This window comes from Asaia sp. VD9, assembly GCF_037150015.1.
Lineage (GTDB): Bacteria > Pseudomonadota > Alphaproteobacteria > Acetobacterales > Acetobacteraceae > Asaia.
The window spans coordinates 15,128-32,399 of the sequence record NZ_JBBCQM010000015.1 but is presented as its reverse complement, the minus strand read 5'-3'; the positions used below and the strand labels follow the sequence as shown (position 1 = coordinate 32,399).

Here is a 17,272-nt window from a genome sequence, read left to right as displayed (position 1 = left end):
AAGCATTGTCGTCTTAAATGAGACCATCCGTTGGTGAAGGGCTCTGTTGCAAAATCTTGGGTTAGTAGCGCAAACTCGAGGCTCAGGGCTTTTCAGAATGTGTAGACCCCGAACTGCCTCTCGATCAGGCGCACTTCTCCCATGATGCCCTTATCCTGCTGCCAGGGTCTGGCTTGCCCCTTTTTCAGGGCGTGCATGACTTCGAAACCCTTGATCGTGGCGCAAGCGGTTTTCAGTATTTTGAAACCACGAGCCGGCCTGATCAGCTGTTTCAGCTTGCCATGATCGGCCTCGATTACGTTGTTCAAATATTTCACCTGACGGTGCTCCACCGTATCCGGCAGTTTTCCGGCCTTTTTGAGTTCTCTAATCGCGATGCCGTAGGTCGGGGCCTTGTCCGTGTTGATCGTCTCGGGCTTCTTCCAGTCTTTCAACCCACTCACCGCCTTGCCCGGAAAACGCTTCGCCGCCCTCGCGTTCCGGGTCTGTAACAGGTAAAAATCGATGGTATCGCCGTCCCTGTCGACCGTCCGATACAGATACGCCCATACTCCCTTGACCTTGATATAAGTCTCGTCCACCCGCCAGCTGCGGGTGAAGCCCGGGCGTTTCCAGTACCAGCGCAGGCGCTTTTCCATCTCGGGCGCATAGCGCTGGACCCAGCGATAGATCGTCGAATGATCAACGTTGACGCCGCGTTCGGCCAGCATGGTTTCAAGATCCCGATAGCTGATCCCGATAGCTGATCCCGTAGCGACAATACCACCGCACAGCCCACAGGATCACCTCACCCCGGAAATGTCGTCCCTTGAAGTCGCTCATACACCATGTCCCACGCCAAAACCGTGGCCGGTTTCAAACAGGGAGGCGGACTTTGCAACAGAGTCCGCCAAAGCATACTCACAGTCACATTAACCGTGGCGCCACGAGGAAAGGACCGCAGACTTCGCAACAGAGCCGAAAGAAGAATGGCTCACGGCGCTCATGTTTCTTTGGTCAGGGCAAATGGCAGCGCCATTCCCATCATCGCCACGGCCGCGAGCAATACGCCCACGCTTCCAAGGGCAAATGGCAGGCTGACGGTCTGGGATACGAACCCAAGTGCGGCGGGACCGGCCAGAATGCCCGAATATCCCAAGGTGGTTATGGCTGAGACCGCGAGATGTTCAGGCATAAAGGTCTGCCGCCCGACCGACGAGTAAAGTACGGGCACTACATTGGCGCAGCCTGCACCCACCAGCGCGTAACCGGTAAATGTGATCTGCCAGACTGGTACGGTCGCCACCAAGAGCATTCCCAGGCAGGCTAGTAGGCTTCCCCCCGCGATGATTATACGTCCAGAGAAATGTCGAACCACCCGGTCTCCTAGCAATCGCCCAAACGTCATCATGGCGGCAAATGCAGCGTATCCTAGGCCGGTATACCTCATGTCGACATGACGCACCGTAGCCAGAAAGACGGCACTCCAGTCCAAAGCCGCTCCTTCCGCTAGGAAAGTGATGAAACACATGATCCCGATAACAAGAATGATCCCGTGCGGCAGGACGAAAATAGGCCCGTCGTCGACGCTTTTTCGCTCGGTCAGCAATCCAGGGATTGTCAAGCTTCCGACCATAATCAGCAAAGCGACACCGGCGAAAGAGGCGTGGGTCGGCGACAGACCCAAGCTGAGCAGGCCGCTGACGCCGATGGCACCCAGCAGACCGCCCACGCTGAACAAACCATGAAAACCAGACATCATGGTTGTCTGGCAAGCCCGTTCGACAATGATGGCTTGCACATTCACGGCGCAATCGATCGAACCGACGCTGGCACCGAAGATGATCAGCGTGACGGCAAGAAGAGGCGGAAAAGCAGAGGATGCCAGAACTGGCAGAGTACAACACACCGCCAGGGTAGCGATCGCGATCACCCAACGGCAGCCGAAACGCCCGGTTAGAAGCCCGGCGACGGGCATGGCGACGATCGACCCCATTCCAAGACACAAAAGCAGGAGGCCAAGATGCGCATCCGAGAGCCCGCATCGCAGTTTGACATAGGGGATGATAGGCGCCCAAGCTGCGCCCGAAAAACCGGCAATGAGAAACGCCAGTCGGGTCGAGCGCTGCGCCAGTGTCGAGTACGGCGGGGGACTGCTTACGTAGGGCAAACTGGAGTCCTAGCTTCTGTTATCAAAGGGATACTACGTCTCGCTGTGAGTCAGTTAAACAACTCTGCAGTAGGAAGGCTATCGTGGGTTGAGGGGTACGGTTTGCATATCCCAGGATCAGACTGTCCACTGTGAACCGCGCCGTATAGGAATGCCCCTTGAAATGCAGGTAGAAGGGTGATGTCACATTAACCGTGGCGCCACGGTTAATGTGACTGTGAGTATGCTTTGGCGGGCCGACACCCTGACCCTTGCTGTGACTGGCATTATGCCCTGGTGATGATGTGTAGGGTGTCGGCCCGCCCCGGACATCGGGCGGCGATGTGACCTGATAGGAGCCTGGCGGGTTCGTCCCCTCACAGTCCTGTCCTCTTCGTCCGATGCACGGGCACTCTTTTCGCAAGGAGGCCCTTCATGACACCATGCCTGGTTCCGACGATCATCATCGGTGTAGACACACATAAGGACAAACATGTTGCCGTAGCCCTCGACGGCCAGGGAACGACTTTGGGACGTCGATCCGTCAAGGCGGATACGGGTGGCTATCCTGACCTCGAGCAATGGGCACTGACCTTTGGCAAGATAAAGGCCTTTGGCGTCGAGGGCACCGGTTCATACGGAGCCGGGCTGTCACGCCTGCTGCATGCCCGCGGGCATAGGGTTATCGAGGTCAGCCGTCCCAATCGTCTGATCAGTGCCCGGCATGGCAAAAACGATCATTTCGACGCCGAGGGCGCTCCACGCTCTGTCCTGAACGGACAGGCGGCCGCCGTTCCCAATCCCCACGATGGAACGGCGGAGATGATCCGCCAGTTCAAGATCATGCGTGATACGGCGGTCAAAAGCCGCTCACAGGCTATGGTGACGCTGAAATCGCTGATCATCAACGCTCCTGCGGCTTTGCGGGCGAAACTCGGCAATTGTCGCGGCAAGATGGCGCTTATTCGCCTGATCGCTGCTTTTCGGATCTCGCGGGAGGGAACGTTGCTGTCGTCTACGAAGACATCCATGCGCTCGCCAGGCGGTGGCTGGCGCTCCATGACGAAATTGCCGCCCTGGATCGCGACCTCGATCCTCTGGTCGAAAGCAAGGCAGCCGGACTGCAGGCGGCTCATGGTATTGCCACGATGACCATCGCAGACATGCTGATCCTGGTCGGCGATGATCCGGCTCGTATCAGGTCCGAAGCGGCCCTCGCCCGTCTCTGCGGGGTCTGTCCGATTTCGGCACCAAGCGGCAGGACAAACCGCTTCCGGCTGAACCGCGGCGGTAACAGGCAGGCCAATGCCGCTCTCTACCATGTTGAAATCGTCAGAATGCGCACTCATCCGCCAACTCTGGACTACGTCGCAAAAAGGACCGCAGACGCAAAGAGCAGAGGCAAGATTATCCGATGCCTCAAGCGATATATTGTTCGCGAAATCTTCAATGCCTTATGCCGACCCCAAAAAGTCGGATTGGCCGCTTGACGAATCCGGCGCCTACGTTGCCGCCCTTCACCCAGTCAGGGCGATCAGCCCTCTACGTATCCGCCGTGCAAAAACCCCCTTTTCAAAACCGCCGGTGAATATCAATACTGAATCGCTTTCATTTGGCCGCGTTAGTTTCTATCTATTAATGAGTGTCCGTCGGCATTGGGAAGGATATCACAGCCTCAACGGGGAAGTGATCCGATGGGTAGGCGCGGCCCTTATGGAACGTATCGGTCTTGATGCTGGAGATTATCGCGCCATGTAGCATGATAGTGTCGATCCTGTCTGTCGGTATGCCGGTGAAGTCATGGAAAGTTTTTGGCGGGCCGGAGCGATTTGCCGCAGCGGTCCATGCGTCAGTGAACCAAGTAGCCAAGACGGCATGAGCCTGGCTTTCGGGATCCGCGTTGAGGTCGGCGGTTAGGATCGCTGGTCGTTTTTCAGCGTATCTGCGCGCCATGTTTACGATCAACTCGGCGGAGTGGACCCGGGCCTGCTCGTCTTCAATATCGCGATTGGCTAGATGGGTGTCCATAAATAAGAAGGCACGGTTTCTATCGCAACCTTGTGCAAAAATTGCCCAGTTCGCCGATCGGGGCAGCGGGGCGCCCCAACCGAGGGAGCCGGGTTTATCGGGGGTTTTGGAGAGCCAGAACTGGCCATGTTCGAGTAGGCAGAGACGCGTCGGGTCGTAAAAGATACCCATATGCTCGCTTGTGTGGGCCCCGAAGCGGTCCAGCCCGAACCAGCGATATTTGGGGAGGGCCTTGATCACGGCGTCAGCTTGAGACTGGAAAATCTCTTGCGTGCCGATTACATCCGGGTGTGCACGACGGATCGTCTCGATGAACAAGCTCTTACGTTTATCCCAAATATTTGAACCGTCGTTGGGGCTTGGAAAGCGGACGTTGAAGGACATGACCGAGACGGTATCCTCTCTCCTGGCCGCAGTTGAAGCTCCGGCTGCCGGCTGGAGGAGGAGCATGCCGACGCAGAGAAGGATATGAGGTCGCATTAGAAATCGCTCGAGAGCGTGATGAAATATGAACGTCCGGGTTGGACGATCTGAGGCACGTCAATTGAGCTGCGGCCTCGTGTTGAATAGTAGGAAACGTCGTTCAGTAGGTTCTGTGCTGCGAAGGCGGCCGCGACATGCGGGGTGAACTTGTACTGGAAGAAATAATCGAGGCGCTGGATGGGCTGATCCCACCATGAGAGATCAATGTTGCTCCCGTTTGTATTTTTATATTTGTATTTTTATACAGGTAGTATGTCTCGATGAATTTTCCGCTGCGGCGGAAAGAGAGATTGCTGTTGACCCGGGCCGACGTATAGCTCAGCGCGACATTAAACATCCATGCGGGGGCATACTGGATCGGCGTGCCGTTGGCGATGCCGGAGAGGTTGAGGTTGGCATGGGTCCGCTGCAGGGTGAGGTTGCCCGACAAGGAGAGATTTCTGGCAAATGACGGCAGGAACCGAAGCTTTTTTTCCGCTGCCACTTCAAGCCCGTAGGCCTGCGCATTGCCACCATTTGCAGGCTTGTTGATGATCAGGGACGGGGATGAATTCGTCGTGCTGTCCGAACTGACGTAATGCGTGCCGTCCGTACGGGTCGAGGAGCCAGCGTCGAACAAGTAGTCGCTAAGCAGTTTGTAATACCCCGTAAGGGCGAGGCTCGATCCGTCTTGGGCAATCCACTGTCCGCCGATATCGAAATTACGTGAGACTACGGGGCGGAGGTTGGGGTTGCCTTCTTGCACCGTGAAAACGCCGTTCCCGTCTGGCGTAACGGTTCGGCCGCCGCCAAGCAGGAATGTATTGGGCCGAACATAGGAGGTGACGGCAGAGGCGCGGTAGACTGAGAGGCTCGTCGGCCGATAAGTGGCGAAAACACTTGGTAAGAACTGATTATAATGTGTGTTATCTGACTGAAACGCTCCGCCGGTCAGGTTCCCGTCTGTGTCGTAAACTGCGTTCCAGTAGCGGTTGGTGATGTCCGAGTGCTCGAAGCGAAGGCCCGGTTCAAGGGTGAAAGCGCCGAACGTGATGGGTACGGAGAAATAGCCTGCGATTAAGCCTTCGTTGGCTCGTTGGGTGTTTGCATTTGCGTTATAGGCGCTGTCGATTGCGTTGCCCGTCCACGGCAGATCACCACCGGAGGTTGCGTAGGAGAGTGGGAGACCGGAAATATAATTTTTCAGGGCAGGCATGCTCAGGATCGGCGTCTCGAAAGGCATGATTCTGCTAAGCGCGCCAAGATAGGGCGAAGAAATCGACCCTGTCTGAAACTGCCCCGAAGCGAGGGTTGGCGCAAGGCCTGGGAGGAGGCCGTCAGGGTTGTCGTAGGAGTAGTCGCGGTTTGTAGCATTGCGGATCGTGTCGTAATAGCGGAGGCCAAAGTTGATATGCGGGGCATGGGTCCAGCCCGTGTCAACCATGTTGTCGAACTTCACGCCGCCAAGTGCCTGATTGTTCTTGTAATCAGTTGTTTCAACGCCGGGGTAACCGTAATTCGCCGATGTCTGCGGCACATAATCGCTGAAGTTGTTCATTTCGGATATTTGAGGCGCGGTCAGGTTTGCAACCGGGTAAGGCGGCCTCCCGGCGAATTGCTGGTTGAGAATGAGCGCTTGGCCGGACGGGTCGAGCTGGTAATTTTTGTAGGAGACCTGCACGGAGGAGGAGTCGTCCCGAGCAAAGCTGCCGAACGCCGCAACCGTTGCGTGCCATTTGTTCAAGTCAAAGGCTGCACCTATTTGCATAGTCGAGAGCGCCTGGATCTCCGGATTGGTCTCGTACCAATAGGATCCGTTTACGCCACCTTCCTGGACGGTAAAAGTGCCGTCGGGCTGGGGAAGCCAGTTCGTTGACATGGCCTGAAGCGAGCGCTGGACCGTATATTGCTGTGTATTCGAATAGGCGAAAGATCCTCGCGCGAAGGCATGCACATGCTCGCCCTGCCAGTCGAGAGCCAGATTGCCGCCCGTGCGCAGGGAATTGCCGAAGGACGCTTGAGGGTTGATGAACGCAGCGATAAGATTGTTCGTCGGCGGGGTCGAGGGAACAGGTGTGTGATCCGATCCGGTCAGCGTATGGACGAAGTCCCAGTAGTACTCATTATTGTTGGCGACCTGGGTCGCAAAGTTACGAGACTGGTAATAGCCAACGACACGAACGCCAAACTGTTTGTGCGACCCGAAAAGTTTCGTCGCGTCCGCCTGCACGACGCCTCCGCCATTGAACGGGCCACGCTGGACGCCGTAGCGATAGGCCTGCTGGTTGAAGTCGCCGCGACCTTTGAGAGAGAAGGCGTCATGACCGAGTTCCAAAGCGTTGGGAGTGTGGAAATCCACAAAGCCGGAGATCCATTCACCCATCTCGGAGGCTTGGGCCGTCTTGTTAACAACGACATCCGAAAACCCGAGTGGCGGCATGAGAGAGAGTTGGACCTGACGGCTGGCTGGTTTCGCCGTTGCGACGTTTACGCCATCAATCAGGTTGAGCGTATAGTCTGGTCCAATACCGCGCACCGAGATAAGCTGCCCTTCGCCGCGTGAGGCGTTGTCGATCATTGAGGCTGTGCCACCGATGCTGCTGCCAACGGTTGTCGACAAGACATTCACGCCGGGGAGGCGGGCGAGCGTTTCTGCGATGTTCGTGTCCGGGTGGCTTGCGATAAACGCGGCATCGGCGACCGAGACATCATTTTTTGCCCTAAGCTGCAGGAGGGCTGAGGATTTGCGAGCAACGACGGTTATATGTTCTGGACGTTCGCTCCCTGGGACAACAGATTTTGTGCTGCCCTTGGCGGGTTTTTTCGCCGTGCTCTGAAGCGTGGGGGCTGCAGGCGTCTGGGCTACAGCTGTTTGAGCGATAATAGCACAGCTGGCAAGGAGGAATGCTCTTGTAGCTACTGAGGTGATCGCAGAAATCTGAAAGCGCATAGACTACTGTCCCACATAAAAGTTTCAAAATATCAAACTTTCGTGAGCCTCTATTTGGTTGGCTTTGATCTTACAACGCAGTCACAATAATATAATATAACGTAAACAAAACTGACGCTGTAAGTCTGCCAACTTATATAATATGTTATTTGCATTGATAAAAATTTTATTGTGCGTATTTATATCGCCTCCAGTATCCTCGCATTAAATGTTCATTTCTTTCCTATCCCGGCGTGGTTATCTTTAAGTTGTTGAAGTATAAGAGCCCTTTTGAAAATTCGGCGCGAGGGGTTTTCAGGACGTCTGGCGCGTGATTCAAACTCGGGATGTGGATGCCAGAACAACGAGGCCGGATGGCCAATATCAAGCGCAAGACGAAGCGTTATCCGCCTGATCTGACCGATGGGGAATGGGTTGCGATGAAGGCAGCGACGATCGCAGCGGAACGCCGCATGCCCGGTCCGATCGCGATGCAGGCCGCGTATTCGTTGGTCGCACGCGACGTTGAGGCCGAGCATTTTCCGGTTGCGCGGGAAGGCGGCAGGTGATGAAGCTCCTATATTCGTCAAGCGGCCAGTCCGACTTCCTTGGGTCGGCAATACACAGGATCTGCTGGCAAGATCACCAACAGCCAGATTGGCGTGTTCGCGACCTAATGTCTCTGACAAGGGGCATGCTTTTCTCGACCGGGCGCTCTATTTTCCGAAAAGCTGGACTGATACATCGGAGCGCCTGGCATCCGCCCATGTGCCCGATGATATCCGCTTTGCCACCAAGCCGTCTCTGGCCACCACCATGATCGAGCAGGCGCTTGCAGCTGAAGTGCCGTTTTCCTGGGTTGCCGGTGACAGCGTTTATGGTGTCGGCGACCTGGAAATATCGCTGCGTCGCGCGGGCAAAGAGTTCGTGCTGGGCGTGAATGCCAACCACTGTTTCCATTCCTGGCGTCCCGACGTGACGTGGGTCGGCGAGGCACGCGAGATTATCAAGATGCTGCCTGATGAGGCCTGGATCCGCTGTTCGGCCGGTCACGGCACCAGGGGTGATCGATGGTATGACTGGCTATATTGCCCCATGGCCGATCTCCAGGCATCAGAAATATTCTGACGGCCCTGGGGCCTTTTGGTCCGCCGCAATCCGGCTGATGGCGATCTACGCCATTTCACAACCTGGCGCCCACAGGGGACACAACTGGAGACGCTGGTGCAGGTCGAAGGAACGCGCTGGCGGATTGAGGAAGGCTTTGAAACCGCGAAAAATGAGTTCGGGTTCGACCATAACGAGACCTGTTCCTGGCACGGCTGGCACCGCCATGTCTCGCTCGTTATGCTCGCCTACGCCATGATGGCCGCCGCGCGCTCCCAGGTCAACGCCGCCGCGCTCAAAAAAAGTCCAATGCCAGCACGCAGAAGCTTATCCGGTGGTCGATCCAGGAAATTCGACGCCTTGCTGTAAAGATCACTCAGGTTCAGATCCCTATCCAGCATATCCTCGGTTGGTCCGTCTTTCGGCGCGCCCATCAGGTAGCCTCAAACCTCTCACGCACGAAAATGAATGCGCAACTGTAGCGATAGGGTGTTCTTCGAGCCCACCAGGTTGCGGCGGGTAAGTCGGTCGACACGTTCGAGAAGTGCTTCCCAAGCCTCGATACGGGAGCCAGCGACAAAGACGCCATCAATTACGGGTCCGCTCCTCGGTCTCGACGCCGGACGCAGACTTGCGGGCAATGACGCGAGCATCCTGCTCCCGGATCAGCCAGTAAACGATGCCAAGAGAAAGAACGGCCGCAGCCAGCGCGAAGATCTCCATGGGGGCCGTGGCCTGAAGATCGAGCAGGATAAACTTGCGGGCGATCGCCAGCAGGGCGATCAGCACGATGGTGCGCACGCGCACGACGTTCTCGTTATGGGCGAGGACGGCGAGGAGCGAGCGTTTGAACTCAAGGGCGATGATGACGACGAACATGGCGCCGAAGACGGTCTGGAAAACGGCCTGATCGGTGGGATCGATAGCGGGTGAGGTCAGTAGGCGCCAAACGGCGACGACGAGATGCAGCGTGGCGGCGACGGTTACAGCCATGATAAGCGCTATGACGACTAGCATGATGGCCTGCTCAAAGCGCTCGTAAAGGCTTAGTCCGCTGGTCGGAGACAGCATTGCACGCCATGCTGTGTGACGATGGGAGTTCGACCGGTTCTTCATGGCGGGTTGATCGGTGGACATGGGATCGCGACTTCTTCTGAAAGGCGCTTGGACGGCGCGTTTGGCTTGCCGAAAGTCCCGGCAGATGGCGAATTTTTGCGAGATCTTAAGTCGAAAACTCTACCCTCGACAAGAAGGCGCTTTTCCCTGGTTACGAGCGCAACATCGCTCTGCAGGACGCCTTTTTGTCCCATCCTCATTGCGCGCGCTATCGCGACCACTGTTCCGAACTCGGGCGACCCATCCCCGGGCGTTGATCGAGGTGGCGTGCAAGGGTATGGGGGAGCGCGAGACTGGTCTCGTCGTCCTGGCCGAACCCATTCCGGGGGCTGGGATCTGAAACAGAATTTCGGGTGCTGAAGCTCCTATATTCGTCAAGCGGCCAATCCGACTTTCTTGGGTCGGCATAAGGCATTGAAGATTTCACGAGCAATATATCGCTTGAGGCATCGGATAATCTCGCCTCTGCTCTTTGCGTCTGCAGTCCTTTTTACGACATAGTCTAGGTGTTTAGTCCCGGGGTTTGATGGTGTGGTATTTTCACGAAAGTGGAAGGAAGCATTATGAGACAGATACGTCATGGCAGCGCCACGACCACGCACGCCGTGCGAGCAGCAATACAGCGATCGCAGGCTTCGCTCGCGGCGCTGAGCGAGGAGTTCAGGATCAACCCGAAAACAGTTGCAAAATGGCGCAAGCGCCAGACTGTCGAAGATCAGAAAACTGGCCCTAAAGAGCCTCGCTCAACGAGCCTGCACGTTCGACCCTGCATCGCTGCTTTCAGCGTCACGAGATCTCACGGTTGCCGGACATCGAGGGAGACAAGCCCAAACGCCAGCGCTTCAAACGCTATCCCATCGGCTTTTTTCACATTGATATTGCCGAAGTCCAGACTGCTGAGGGCAAGCTGCACCTCTTCGTCGCAATCGACCGGACAAGCAAACTCGCTGTCACACAACTCGTCGGGAAAGCCGATCGGAAGACAGCCTGGGAATTCCTCGAACATCTCCAGAGCATGAACCCTTATCAGGTTCATACCATTCTGACCGATAACGGCATCCAGTTAGCTGAGCAGCCTCGTAATCGCAATACGGCGTGGTCGCGTCCCATGCGCTTCGACATGATCTGCGAAGCCCACGGGATCAAACATCGTCTGACGAAACCCAATCATCCCTGGACGAACGGTCAGGTTGAGCGCATGAACCGGACAATCAAGGAAGCAACCGTCAAACGCTTCCATTACGACAGTCATGAGCAGTTGAGAGAGGTGGTCCCGTCTGTTCGGACAGTTTTGGGGTTTGAATAAGCTATACCCGATTGTTGTTATGCCGCCTGTTTGACGGCGTTGCTGTTGGCCATTGGGTCCGGGGTTAACCCCGGACCCAATGGCGTCGGCACGTCATGATACGCCTCATCGGGCGTTCGTCCACCCAGTGCCGAATGCGGACGTTTTGCGTTGTAGTGCGCGATCCATGCGGTGAGCCCGGCTCGCTGTTCTGATCCTGTCTCGAACGCGTACAGATAGACGCATTCGTATTTCAGAGACCGCCACAGACGCTCAATGAAGACATTGTCCAGCCAGCGGCCACACCCATCCATGCTGATGCGGATCTGTCTTTGCTCCAGCACGTCCGTGAACCGGGGTGTCGTGAATTGCGAGCCCTGGTCCGTATTGAAAATCTCCGGTGCCCCGTAGCGGATCAGCGCCTCCTGAAGGGTATCGATGCAGAACTCGGCATCCATCGTGTTCGACAGCCGCCAGGACAGAACCTTGCGGGTCGCCCAGTCCATAATCGAAACCAGATAGAGGAAGCCTTTGCGCATAGGGATGTAGGTGATGTCCGAGCACCAGACCTGATTAGGCCGGTCGATCACCAGATCCCGCAGCAGATACGGATATTTCCGATGCGCCGGATGCGGCACGGTCGTGCGTGGCTTCTGATAGATCGCCTGCAGCCCCATCGTCGCCATGAGCCGACGAACGCGCTTGCGCCCGACATCATGACCAAGCCTCTTGAGATGCCGGGTCATCTGCCGCGACCCGTAATAGGGCGTCTCCAGAAACTGCACGTCGATCAGCCGCATCAAAGCCAGGCTGGTCTCACTCTCCGGCACGGGCCGGTAGTAAACGCCCGATCGGTTGAGCTGCAGCAGCGCGCATTGCCGCACCACGGATAGCCGGGGCCGCTTCAGGTCAATCATTTGCCGCCTCTGAGCACGCCCAACCGCACAGAGGCATCCCGTAAAAAATCCCGTTCCACCAGGAGCTGCCCGATCTTCGCGTGGAGTTTCTCCACGCGAAGATCGGGCTGATTGTCGCCTCAGCTGCCTGCTTGCCGGAGAACGTTGCCGACATGCCCTCAATCGCCTGGCGCTTCCATTGGGCGATCATCGTCTGATGCACGCCGTGCTTCGACGCCAGTTCTGCCAGCGTCTGCTCGCCCCGGATCGCCTCCAGCGCAACCCGGGACTTGAACTCACACGAATACCGTTTCCGCGTAACCTTACCCATAAACCCGTCCTCTTTCAGGCCGGTCTATAGACCCAATGACCGTCATTCGCCTCGGTTTCCGAGGTCAGGGGGAGCGTAAGCTCACTTTGTCAGGAGAGGAGAATGACAATGTCGACTGCGAAATTCATTGGCCTGGACGTTCACAAGGAGACAATTGCCGTGGCGGTCGCCAATGACGGGCGATCGGGAGAAATCCGGTTCCACGGGACTATTCCCAACACGGGCGCTGCCATACGGCGCCTGGTGACACGCCTGGCAGCGCCCGATGTCACGCTCCACTTCTGCTATGAAGCAGGCGGCTGTGGATATGGTATCCATCGTCAGTTGACTGACCTGGGCGTGGAATGCAGCGTCATCGCGCCGTCGGTCATCCCGCGCAAGTCGGCGGATCGGGTGAAGACCGATCGACGCGACGCCCAGATGCTAGCGCGCCTGCTGCGCTCGGGCGAACTGACGGCAATCTGGGTGCCGGACGAGGCGCACGAAGCCATCCGGGATCTGATCCGGGGACGTCGGCAGGCGAAACAGGATCTGGTTGCCAGCCAGCAAACAGTATTGAGCTTCCTGCTCCGCCATGGGCGCAAATTCACCGGGCGATCGAATTGGACCAAGGCGCATTGGCGCTGGCTCGGTGAGCAGGCCTTCGACGCACCGCATCAGCAATTCGTGTTCGGTGAGGGCATCCGGCGGATTGAGGAGGCGCAGCATCGCTGCGACAGGCTGGACTCCATGCTGGTGGAAGCACTGCCGCAATGGTCGCTGGCTCCTCTGGTTCAGGCGTTGCAGGCCCTCCGTGGTGTCGGGCTCGTGGTGGCCGCGACCTTGGCTGCCGAAATTGGCGATCTCAGTCGCTTTGATACGCCCAAGCAACTGATGGGCTGGCTTGGCCTGGTTCCCTCCGAGGCGTCCAGCGGCACCCGCACCCGCCGTGGTGCGATAACAAAGACGGGGAACCGGGAGGCACGGGCGATGCTGGTAGAGGCGGCATGGTCGTATCGCCTGCCGGCGCGCGAAGAGAGGCGATATCAAATGCGCGTCGAAGGCTTGCCGGAGGATATCAGGGCCATCGCGTGGAAAGCTCAGGTCCGTCTTTGTCAGCGCTACCGCTCGTTGGCATCAACCGGAAAGGCCCTGCCAAAAGTGATTACGGCGATCGCCCGCGAGCTGGTCGGGTTCATCTGGGATATCGGCCGACGCATACAGCCAATCTGACAGAGAATTCCGCGCCCGATCATTGGACCTGACGGGCGTGCCGCGAAGACCAGGCAGGATGGGTAACCCTCGTTTTAAGCTGGGGCAGGTCTCGACCGACGCCCGTCTATAGAGAGAGGAAGGCCCACGACGGAAATGGGAAATGCGGTAGCCAATCCGCGGATGAGAGCATGATCAATCGTCGTCGATCGGCTCGCGGCACACCTGTCAGGTTCATCATCAGTTTTTGGTCACATCAGACGCCAGTCTGGTGTAAGATTGCCGTAGCTACATTCCCCATATGACGGTCATGAGAGCTTAACCCCCTGTCCGAAAAACCGGGGCCACCTCTGAGGGCACACCTCAACGACTTCATGGCAGCCTATAATTTCGGGCGAAGGCTCAAAACGCTGAGTGGCCTCACACCTTACGAATATATCTGCAAAATATGGACCTCAGAGCCAGAAAGATTCATCATCAATCCAACCCATCAAACCCCGGGACTAAACACCTAGCAACTGGGCAGCGTCGGCAATGCCAATGCGCACATTGAGTCCTTTGCGGCTATCGGGCAGGAAAGCCTTACGGCGTAGTCGCTCGATCATGCGCTCGCCAGCCTCAGCGAGATCACCGATCTGACTGACGATTGAATTCATTACAGCCCCTCAAGAGTGATTTGAACCATAAAAATAGAAATTATCGTCTGCTTTGTTCAAAAGGCAACGCCTTTGATGCTTGTGATAATTCAGATGCTTAATTTCGGGGCTTGCTGATATTCAAAGGCATCAAATTCTGCGCGCATGCTAATCGATAGAAAATGCTATGCAGGTTACCCTGCGGCTTCATATCCCATTAATTACATACCCGTAATGTTGCTTCTTTATGTATTTCGTTTTGACATCGGATCGATACACCTGGTAAAAGACTTCTAGTTTAAAGCCGTGTCAATGGAGGCACTGGCCTCACAAGCATCATGATCGAATTCAGGGCCAAGGGCGGCCCTGATGCCTTGAGGGCTTGGTGGCTTGCGCCGTCGCGCATGCTGCCATTCGGGAACTACCTTGGACAGGTCATTCTTCAAAGCCGGCCACTTGCCGACACTCATCGCTGCTTTCCTGTATTTCGACCTTTCTTTCATGGTCTGGGTGCTACTCGGTCCTCTAGGAATTGCAATCTCTCACGACCTGCATCTTAACGCAGGTCAGAAGGGCTTTCTGGTGGCGATGCCGGTGCTGGCAGGCGCCGTTTTTCGTGTCGTGCTTGGGGCCTGCGTGGACCTCTTTGGAGCGCGCCGAAGCGCGATTGCAGCACAGGTCACTGTAATTTTGGGATTGATCGTGACATGGTTTGCGTCGCCCTCCTCATATGTGGCGATGTTTCCACTTGCCCTTCTGCTAGGGATAGCAGGTGCGTCTTTTGCTGTGGCACTGCCATTGGTTTCGGGCTGGTATCCCCCTCAGTATCAGGGGACAGCTCTGGGCATCGCAGGCGCCGGAAATTCCGGCACCGCCTTTGCAGCGCTGGTTGCGCCTGTTCTTGCCGTCAGGTTTGGCTGGGTGAACGTCCTTGGGCTCGCGGTCATACCGCTCACAGTTGTGCTGATCGTGTTTCTAGCAATATCCCGAGAGCCACCCCAGCGTCGCTCGAGCGGGGGGCTGCGCGCCTGGGGACCTTTGCTGCGCCGGTGTGATGCCTGGATCCTGATGGGATTTTATGCCGTAACCTTTGGCGGGTTCGTCGGTCTGGCCTCTTTTCTGACCATCTATTTCAATGATCAGTACGGCCTAAGGCCTGCGACAGCAGGGTTTTGTACCGCAACCATTGTTTTTGCAGGATCTTTCGTTCGGCCACTGGGTGGCGCTCTAGCTGACCGAATCGGAGGAATCCGTGCCTTGGCCATCCTCTTTGCCGCCGCCAGCTTTATCTATTTATCGATCGGTATCGGTCTACCATCCCTTATACTTGCACTAGGCGCCTTTTTTGTCGGCATGATGGTTCTGGGTCTTGCAAATGGTGCCGTATTCCAGCTCGTGCCGACTCGTTTTCCACAATCCGTGGGGATCCTGACTGGACTTGTCGGCATGAGCGGCGGGATTGGCGGGTTTTGTCTGCCGGTTCTTCTGGGGACCATCCGTCATGCGACAGGGGGATACGGGGCGGCTTTTCTAGTGTTTGCTGCTTTCTCGTCATTCGGTCTGCTCTCTGTATGGCTGGCTCATACGCGCTGGGCGTCAACCCGGAGCCTCGCTTCCGGCGGGCAAATATGAAGGGGTGGCTTTGTGCGCTGTCGGCTCTTCCGGTCTTTCTCGCACTGCTTGCAGCACAGGCCGCTGCCGGGCCGTATGGTGTCTTCAGTACGGGCGATGGCGCGGCGGCGGGTTTCGGGACGGTTGGCGGGGTCGGACAGGTCTCCTGGGCACAAGACTGGTCCACGATCACGACGATACCTGGTCAGAAGCGCCCGCGCGACTGGTTCTCGCGTCTCAAGCATGTCTCCCTGACAGACAAGGGCGATATCTGGATCAGTTTTTTCGGTGAGGAGCGGCTACGGTATATTTTCGAGAACCAGCCCCTGATGGGGACGGCAGGCAAGACAGATGCCTCCCGTCTGCTCCTGCGCAGCCAGTATGGTGCGGATCTGCATATCGGAAAGCATGTCCGGGTCTATGCCGAACTGCTTCAGGCGTTGGCTGGTGGCTCGAATTATTACGGGTATCAGACCGGTATCCAGCGCGAACGGCTGGACCTGCAACAGGGTATTCTGGAGATACATGGCACCGTTCTGGGCGCGAAGGCAGGTGTCATCGGAGGTCGGCAGGTGTTTCTCGATGCCCCGGTCTCGATGCAGTCCGCGCGTGATCTGACCAATGCGCAGCAGACATGGGACGGGGTGCGCGGCTATGCGATCTGGAAGCGGACACGGCTCGATCTGTTCGATTTCGCACAGACCAACAAGCTGCCTGTCGGGATTTTCTCAGACGGGACGAACTATGCTGCGCGGATGTTCGGTGGGTACAGCTCGACGGCTCTTCCGGGCTTCAGACTGTGGGGCAAGCCGGGACAGCTCTTCGCTGATCTGTTCTATATCGGTTATCTCTTTTCCGGTTCCCTGGCTGCCCAGCCCCTGCTGGCCCAGGGCCGTACGCAGGCCGGATCGACACGGCGTGACAATGTGGGTGCGCGGCTGTGGGGCAAGGCAGGGCCGATCGCGATCAATCTGACAGGCGTGTTCCAGGGCGGGCAGTACCGTCCGGTAGACCGGACCCTGCCGAACCGGGCCGTCCGGGCTTATGCGGTGAATGCGGCTGTTCTTTACGCCGCGTCTGCCAGAGCCTGGAAACCCAGTCTCGGTGTGCAGGCCGATCTGTTTTCGGGCGGCTCCTACCGCTCGCAGGGCGAGGCGGTCGGTACCTTTGCCACGCCCTGTTTTCCGCTGCCCTATTACAATGACGTAACCTTGTCGCTTACATCGCAAAATCTTGTCGGTGTTGGACCATTGCTTGATCTTGCGCCGTCATCGACCTTTCATATCAAGTTGCATCTTCCGTTTTTCTGGCGGGAGAGTACCAATGATGCCGTCTATGCTGTTGGAAAGACCTATTCCTGGCGTGACAGACTGTCAGGGGGCTATATTGGTACCATACCCCAGGCACAGGCCGCCTGGAATTTCGCGCCGCACTGGACGTGGACCCAGGATTTCGCGGGCTTTTCCGCCTCGCACGCCATGCTACGGGCCGGTGCCCGTAGCGGCGTCTTCATCATGCAGACCATGATGCTCAAGTTCTGAAAAAGGACATTC

At 57.0% G+C, this 17,272-nt stretch carries 10 protein-coding genes and 6 pseudogenes; 9 read left to right on the top strand and 7 right to left on the bottom strand.

What is annotated here, in order from left to right; translation table 11 throughout:
- Positions 1-92: 92 nt before the first annotated feature.
- Together WFJ47_RS14860 and WFJ47_RS14855 are read right to left on the bottom strand one after the other, a co-directional pair.
- Positions 93-822 (bottom strand): annotated as a pseudogene (locus WFJ47_RS14860) (IS6 family transposase).
- Between the two features lie 160 nt (positions 823-982).
- A complete protein-coding gene (locus tag WFJ47_RS14855) occupies positions 983-2,149 on the bottom strand; it encodes an MFS transporter (protein ID WP_336763996.1) in 1,167 nt (388 codons plus the stop codon).
- 414 nt (positions 2,150-2,563) lie between these two features.
- Between WFJ47_RS14855 and WFJ47_RS14850 the strand changes: the two genes are divergently transcribed.
- Together WFJ47_RS14850 and WFJ47_RS14845 are read left to right on the top strand one after the other, a co-directional pair.
- On the top strand, positions 2,564-3,280 hold the full coding sequence (locus WFJ47_RS14850; protein WP_200863455.1) for a transposase: 717 nt from the start codon (positions 2,564-2,566) through the stop codon (positions 3,278-3,280).
- The gene (locus WFJ47_RS14845; protein ID WP_200863456.1) at positions 3,277-3,618 is read left to right on the top strand and encodes a transposase; all 342 of its coding nucleotides are present in this window, start codon (positions 3,277-3,279) and stop codon (positions 3,616-3,618) included. The genes WFJ47_RS14850 and WFJ47_RS14845 overlap by 4 nt, the downstream gene beginning before the upstream one ends.
- Before the next feature lie 145 nt (positions 3,619-3,763).
- Here WFJ47_RS14845 and WFJ47_RS14840 read toward each other — a convergent pair whose 3' ends face one another.
- Complete coding sequence (locus tag WFJ47_RS14840; protein ID WP_200863457.1) at positions 3,764-4,540, bottom strand: endonuclease/exonuclease/phosphatase family protein; 777 nt, start codon at positions 4,538-4,540, stop codon at positions 3,764-3,766.
- A 199-nt stretch (positions 4,541-4,739) separates the two neighbouring features.
- The gene (locus tag WFJ47_RS14835; RefSeq protein ID WP_336763992.1) at positions 4,740-7,568 is read right to left on the bottom strand and encodes a TonB-dependent receptor domain-containing protein; all 2,829 of its coding nucleotides are present in this window, start codon (positions 7,566-7,568) and stop codon (positions 4,740-4,742) included.
- 326 nt (positions 7,569-7,894) lie between these two features.
- Between WFJ47_RS14835 and WFJ47_RS14830 the strand changes: the two are divergent.
- Together WFJ47_RS14830 and WFJ47_RS14825 are read left to right on the top strand one after the other, a co-directional pair.
- Positions 7,895-8,020, top strand: a pseudogene (locus WFJ47_RS14830) (IS5/IS1182 family transposase); the annotation flags it as partial.
- 99 nt (positions 8,021-8,119) lie between these two features.
- Positions 8,120-9,023: pseudogene (locus tag WFJ47_RS14825) on the top strand (IS701 family transposase); the annotation flags it as partial.
- Positions 9,024-9,242: 219 nt separating this feature from the next.
- Here the strand turns inward: WFJ47_RS14825 and WFJ47_RS14820 are convergent.
- On the bottom strand, positions 9,243-9,725 hold the full coding sequence (locus WFJ47_RS14820) for a phosphate-starvation-inducible PsiE family protein (protein ID WP_051395821.1): 483 nt from the start codon (positions 9,723-9,725) through the stop codon (positions 9,243-9,245).
- 608 nt (positions 9,726-10,333) lie between these two features.
- On the opposite strand from WFJ47_RS14820, the pseudogene WFJ47_RS14815 reads away from it, so the two are divergent.
- Positions 10,334-11,034 (top strand): annotated as a pseudogene (locus WFJ47_RS14815) (DDE-type integrase/transposase/recombinase); the annotation flags it as partial.
- Between the two features lie 59 nt (positions 11,035-11,093).
- On the opposite strand, the pseudogene WFJ47_RS14810 reads toward WFJ47_RS14815, so the two are convergent.
- A pseudogene (locus tag WFJ47_RS14810) lies at positions 11,094-12,282 on the bottom strand (IS3 family transposase).
- A 102-nt stretch (positions 12,283-12,384) separates the two neighbouring features.
- Between WFJ47_RS14810 and WFJ47_RS14805 the strand changes: the two are divergent.
- Positions 12,385-13,494: an IS110 family transposase gene (locus tag WFJ47_RS14805; RefSeq protein WP_023977960.1), complete on the top strand. Its 1,110-nt coding sequence runs from the start codon at positions 12,385-12,387 to the stop codon at positions 13,492-13,494.
- Between the two features lie 329 nt (positions 13,495-13,823).
- Positions 13,824-13,988, top strand: a pseudogene (locus WFJ47_RS14800) (IS481 family transposase); the annotation flags it as partial.
- Here WFJ47_RS14800 and WFJ47_RS14795 read toward each other — a convergent pair.
- Positions 13,977-14,129 (bottom strand): hypothetical protein, encoded by a 153-nt coding sequence (locus WFJ47_RS14795; RefSeq protein WP_023977961.1) that lies wholly within the window; start codon positions 14,127-14,129, stop codon positions 13,977-13,979. The pseudogene WFJ47_RS14800 and the gene WFJ47_RS14795 sit on opposite strands and share 12 nt — an antisense overlap.
- Before the next feature lie 405 nt (positions 14,130-14,534).
- Between WFJ47_RS14795 and WFJ47_RS14790 the strand changes: the two genes are divergently transcribed.
- Both WFJ47_RS14790 and WFJ47_RS14785 read left to right on the top strand, forming a co-directional pair.
- Positions 14,535-15,740: a NarK/NasA family nitrate transporter gene (locus tag WFJ47_RS14790; RefSeq protein WP_023977962.1), complete on the top strand. Its 1,206-nt coding sequence runs from the start codon at positions 14,535-14,537 to the stop codon at positions 15,738-15,740.
- Positions 15,737-17,260, top strand: coding sequence for an alginate export family protein (locus WFJ47_RS14785; RefSeq protein WP_023977963.1), 1,524 nt, complete (start codon positions 15,737-15,739; stop codon positions 17,258-17,260). The genes WFJ47_RS14790 and WFJ47_RS14785 overlap by 4 nt, the downstream gene beginning before the upstream one ends.
- Positions 17,261-17,272: the final 12 nt, after the last annotated feature.